Genomic DNA, 5,285 nt, shown 5'->3' with positions numbered 1-5,285 from the left:
ACTGTGAAAAAACGACATTCAACCCCTAAAAAATCGGCAACAAAAGCATCCTAACTCTACTTTTTGCTTCAAGATTTTTGATTTCAGCTATTTTCATAAGGCTGGATTATTTTTAGGCAAATTTTTTAGTCTAAACTACAGTTACCTAATTTTCAGGCAAAAAGTCCCGGAATTTTCCCCTCAATCACTGCAAGGGTCGGGACTTTTTGAGGTCAAAAAAGTCTAAAAGCCTTATCCAACAAGGTTTTTAGATTTACTCAGCAAGCCCTAGCCAATTAAATAGTTGCTAATTCCTGAACATCGAAATCTGATTGCAACAGTTGAATGAGAGCGGCACAACGGAAGACCATAGCAGCACGACTATCTACCCCTAATTTGGCAAAAATTCGCCGTAAATAGCTGGCAACAGTCCATTCACTAATATGTAAGCGATGGGCTATCTGTTTATTAGCCTGTCCCAGGGCCACTAGGGTGGCAATTTGTAGTTCTCTTTCCGAGAGAAGTTGGGCGATTTCTTGGGCAGAAGATTTAATTTGACCGGATACATCGAGAATAATAAAATATTGACCGTTGACTTCAAATTGATCCACCTCAACAAAAGATTTTTTTAATTCTTTTAAATAATTTTTTTCCTGATCTTCCTTTAGATGGATGATATAGTAGTGATGATCGTGCTTATAAATTTCTGAAACTACTTGATAGGACACATCGGTGAACAAAGAGCCAAGATTTTGCTGATGCTGGTTATTCATTGTCTTTTCTCTCCTAACTTGTTTTCTGGCTAAATAAAAGCTTCGTCTATCTGAAAAATAGGAAACAATCAATAAAAGTAGGTGCAAGACGGTCTTGTCAAGATTACAGTAATATATTTCTGCCAATAATTGGGCTAATCTTAACATTTAATTTGGGAATGTAGATTAGGGGAAAAATCGAGGTTTTAATTAAGACGAAGCTTGATTTGCTATAAGAGATCATTGTAAAATTTTCCAGAAAAACTTGCCAAGAAATTAGAAAAACTTAACAATAATTGAGTTTCTAGCTCAACCATAAAAAATTAAGTGCGACTAACAGAAACTTCCCCAGACCGAGGGGTAATACCAGAAAAATTGACCAGAGGAGAATAGACTTGGGCGGGGGGTAGCGATCGCAAATTAAACAGAGCGGCAAAATTAGCCCTGCTATCGTAGAGAGGTTGTAAACGTTGGCAGGAACCCGTTAGTAAAGGCATAACCCCAGGACCATGACCACTGACCGTACTATCGCCATGGACGATAATCCCGAAAGTAATCCGACCTTGACGGTAACTAGGACCGTGACGGGTATCCGCCGAGCCAATGGCAACCAAATCGCCAAATCGAAGAGTATCAAGACGATAGCGGCGGCGAAGTTGCGGATCGAATAGCTGGATATCATAATCACCACGCCAGACTGTATTTTTGCCCAATCCCGAACCCATAGCAGCAGCAGGGACAAAATGAGTCACGGGTACTTGTAAAGTGCGGTCGCCAGGAATTAAACCCCAACGTCGCAGAAAATCGGGGGAACAGTTAAATAAACGCAGATCCGGATAGTCTAATAATTTTAACCCCAAACCATAACTATAGATTTGCACTCGATCGCCGATCCGTAGGCGACGCAAAACCGCAGGGGGAAAATCTACCAAAACATGGTCCACTCCGCCATGTTTTCCCGTCACCAGACCCGATTGACCCGTGGCAGGTCCAGTAATCACCCTAGCGCGATTGCCCAAACAAGCATAGGTAATCAGGGCAAGATTCGGGCCGCGACGACTGCCGATAATTTCCCGACTATTATTATGGAGAGCCACCCCCGGCTCAATATGATCCCCCATTAAACCCACACAGCGATCGCCAACCCGTTGATTGAGGACAATTCCCCCAGTGGCCGGAAGGATTCGGGGTATGCCATCATGACCGATGCGATAGGGATTAGCCTGACCGACCGGATGGGCAATTTGACCGGCAACGGCCACCATTACTAAGTCTGGTTGGTTAATACGCAGAGAATTGGCACTATCTGGTCGTGAATTATTCATATATCAGTTATCAGTATTCTAAAATGGAAGCATGGGATTTTTGCTTGAATCTATGACTGCAACACTGCTCGCACCACCGGCTGAAATAATTCACCTGTCCGGGATTAGCTGGGAAACCTACGAAACGCTGCTAGAAGAAATGAGCGATCGCCGTCTGCGGCTGACCTACAATCGTGGCAATTTAGAAATCATGGCTCCTTCCCCAGAACACGAATTTAGTAAAACCCTCATCGGTCGCTTTGTCGAAACCCTAGCGGAAGAATCAGCAGTCCCGATTTATCCCCTTGGTTCTACCACCTTTAAACGCCCTAAATTGAGTGGTGCAGAACCGGATGAATGTTTTTACATTGATAATATTGAGGCGGTTCGGGGGAAAAAGCGACTGGACTTCAATGAAGACCCTGCACCAGATTTAGTCATAGAAATTGATGTCACCAGCAGTTCTCAAAATCGCCTTCAGGTTTATGCAGATCTAGGCGTGGCAGAGGTTTGGGTTTATAATGGGGAATCTCTGGTTATCCAACAATTACAAAATGGCACTTATATCACCTCCCCAACAAGTCAGTTTTTTCCTAATTTACCCATCTTAGAAATTGCTATATTTTTACAACAAGCTGGCCAGACAGATTACCTAGAGTTAGTAAAAGCATTTCGGAATTGGGTAAGAAGTCAGCTGGAAAAATAAAAGGAAGGTTTTTCAACGTTAAATCTCATACCAAAATCCCCTTGCACCCTGCCAAAAATCAAATTTTTCTCCCCTAGTTTCTGACCAGTCTTCTAATTCCAATTCGCTCGCAGAAATATCTTCGCACCAACTGGGAGGAGGAGCGATCCTGATTGCTTCCGGAACCACTAAATGCAGAACCACTGGGTGGAACCCCATCCAGAGCAATTTGGAGACTCCAGACTGGATGAATAACTGGCGTAATTGTTCCCGTTCCAAAGCAGCGATCGCATCTTGTTGGTCAATTTCCTGACAGTTGATGCCCCAACTCTCCAAGGTAGAACAGATTACTGGGGGTAAGTTGCGGGCCCGATCTTCCGGGGAGCGATGGGTTAGGATAAAGGCCGACCCCAAGGCGGCACTCAAAGCGATCGCATCTCGGAAAGCATAGCCGAGCAGATCAGTGTGAATTTGTCTATCCAAACTGCGGGCTAACCATTCCCAACGACTGACTAAACTGCTGTCGGTTTCTTTGGGCAAAAGGGATTCACCAAGCCCATCGCCGATCCAAAATAGATGATGATTACCTAAATCCGTCTCTAGTCGCAGTCTTTCCCATTCCCGCAAAGTGCGACGGGTTTGAGAAGAAAGTTCCGGAGTAAGAAGGGATGGGCAATTGCCCTTCTCTGGGGACGCTTCTAGCCAAGGCCGCCAGCGATCGAAAACATCGCTATTATCAATTAGATGCCAAAATTCTCGCGCTATCCATAATTCGAGAAATCGTCCTAATTGTTTGACCAGGAGCAGACCATAATCCGATAAGGCTAGGTTGGGATCGAGGACACAAGACCAACGGCGTTGATTGAGGTTAATGGAGAAATCGGGCAAAAGAGTGGCACTCATCGGGACACCTCTAAAATAATAGCGTTACACCCCAGCAGACTCCGAACCGATAACACTGCGTAGCGCCGGAGTTACCCCCGGAAAGGCCCGGCCTTCGGGAGTCATGCGATAGGCAGCCAACCAAGCTTCCGAATGGGGGCCCATGGGTCTGAGTTCCGATTGGAATAAAATCGGGTCGAGGGCGGTTTTAAAGTCGTTATCGGCGACAAATTGCAGAATCCGACGACCGCTTTCCGCCATTTTTGCCCGTTGGGAAGGTTCGGCAATACCCCCCAGATAGCGATTGGAGACGATTTCGATCACATCCCATTTGGTATTGGCATCGAAGGCTTTTTTGATATCGGGTGCATCCAAAAGGTTGAGAACGGTATTGAGATAATGTCCGGTTTCCATCGTCAGGGCCAAAATGTTACCGTAGGTGGAGCGATCGAGAGCATAGCGCAGATCCAAGCCGATGCGTTGAACCGTGCCGATACTGCCAAAGGGTCGCTGTTCAATGAGAGTGCCACCGCGAATTACTTCCCCGATCAATAAATCCCGGAAATATTGGGCAACGGCTACCATAAACCCGACTAATTGCCGGTGAAAATTGCGGTTAATGATCGCCCCCGAAGCTGGTTGGGCATTACCGTAGTTAAAGGCGCGACGATAGGCCATCATCCGATCGCGGATCGTATAGCGCAAAGGTTTCCATTTGTCAAGTAAATATAGACCTCGCGCCCCCGGTCCCCGTTGAATCCGCATCCGTCCCTCTCTAAACAGACGCTGCAGCACTTGGATGACTTGAAAAACTTTCATCCGTTCGTGTTGGTAGATATAGTACAGTTCGGCGGCGGCGTGGAGTTGACTAGGAACGACGGAATCATCGAAATCTGGCTGGATATAGGGATAGGAAACGTTCTCGAAGGGAATCGGTCCTTTGGGTCCAAATCCCATTAAATCGAGGAAACTATCGGGACTACTGGAACCGTCGGCCGCCCCCTTGAGTAGTTCACCGAAACGGTCTTCCAGTTGCTGTTCGTACTGTTGGCGCTCTTCCGGGGGCATCGCTCCTAATTGATCTCTCAAAAAGGTTGCCCACAAGCGTTGAATGGTTTCTGTGGTGTTGTAGGTCATGGTTGGATTCCTTCAATGACTTAAGTTTGTAAAGTTTTTGTTTTCAGTTACAAGCTTTGAAAGCTGCCAAGGGTTATTCATGGTATAAACTCCTTCCAAAAGTAGCCGTTCTGTCCGGTCGCAATTAGGATGATTGAGAGCAAGATGAAACCTGCTATGGGGAAAAGATAGAGGATGAGATTTAGTTTGGGTTTGAGTTTGTTTAACTCTTCCAGTCTGGTTTCAAGACCTGTCAGGCGCTTAAGAATCCCGTCGAGATCGGGAACTTGTCCAGGCGGTCCCTGTTCTCCTCGCTCACCTTTTTCCCCTTTTTCTCCCCTGTCCCCTTTCGGTCCCCGAAGCCTTAAAACCCATTCATGACCGACGCGATCAAAGAGTTGAGTCTCTACTTTTCTAATCAAATCCGGTTCTTCGTTACTTGGTATGATTCGATCAGGGGGCATAAATCGACTAAATCCTTATAGGGCAAGAGACTCAATTGATTAGCTCGTTCTAGATAGAAAACAATTAGCCAAAATCGAAGCAATGTCTTTCTGTGTAAGGGTT

General features: G+C 45.8%; 6 protein-coding genes. 1 reads left to right on the top strand and 5 read right to left on the bottom strand.

Annotated features, from left to right (window positions below; translation table 11 throughout):
• Window positions 1-275: 275 nt before the first annotated feature.
• Both O9332_RS19515 and O9332_RS19510 read right to left on the bottom strand, forming a co-directional pair.
• Complete coding sequence (locus O9332_RS19515; protein ID WP_223212958.1) at window positions 276-752, bottom strand: response regulator transcription factor; 477 nt, start codon at window positions 750-752, stop codon at window positions 276-278.
• A gap of 302 nt (window positions 753-1,054) precedes the next feature.
• Window positions 1,055-2,056: a DUF4438 domain-containing protein gene (locus O9332_RS19510; protein ID WP_288026994.1), complete on the bottom strand. Its 1,002-nt coding sequence runs from the start codon at window positions 2,054-2,056 to the stop codon at window positions 1,055-1,057.
• 52 nt (window positions 2,057-2,108) lie between these two features.
• Here O9332_RS19510 and O9332_RS19505 point away from each other — a divergent pair, with 52 nt between their 5' ends.
• Complete coding sequence (locus tag O9332_RS19505; RefSeq protein WP_288026992.1) at window positions 2,109-2,741, top strand: Uma2 family endonuclease; 633 nt, start codon at window positions 2,109-2,111, stop codon at window positions 2,739-2,741.
• 18 nt (window positions 2,742-2,759) lie between these two features.
• Here O9332_RS19505 and O9332_RS19500 read toward each other — a convergent pair whose 3' ends face one another.
• From O9332_RS19500 to O9332_RS19490, 3 genes are all read right to left on the bottom strand, one after another.
• Window positions 2,760-3,623: a hypothetical protein gene (locus O9332_RS19500; RefSeq protein ID WP_288026990.1), complete on the bottom strand. Its 864-nt coding sequence runs from the start codon at window positions 3,621-3,623 to the stop codon at window positions 2,760-2,762.
• Window positions 3,624-3,647: 24 nt separating this feature from the next.
• A complete protein-coding gene (locus O9332_RS19495; RefSeq protein WP_002757664.1) occupies window positions 3,648-4,739 on the bottom strand; it encodes a hypothetical protein in 1,092 nt (363 codons plus the stop codon).
• 77 nt (window positions 4,740-4,816) lie between these two features.
• Window positions 4,817-5,182, bottom strand: a complete 366-nt coding sequence (locus O9332_RS19490; RefSeq protein WP_288026988.1) for a collagen-like triple helix repeat-containing protein — start codon at window positions 5,180-5,182, stop codon at window positions 4,817-4,819.
• Window positions 5,183-5,285: the final 103 nt, after the last annotated feature.

This window comes from Microcystis sp. LE19-10.1B, from assembly GCF_027530565.1.
In the GTDB taxonomy this organism is placed as follows: Bacteria; Cyanobacteriota; Cyanobacteriia; order Cyanobacteriales; family Microcystaceae; genus Microcystis; species Microcystis aeruginosa.
The sequence above is the reverse complement of the archived record's forward strand: the minus strand, read 5'-3'. Positions and strand labels throughout refer to the sequence as shown.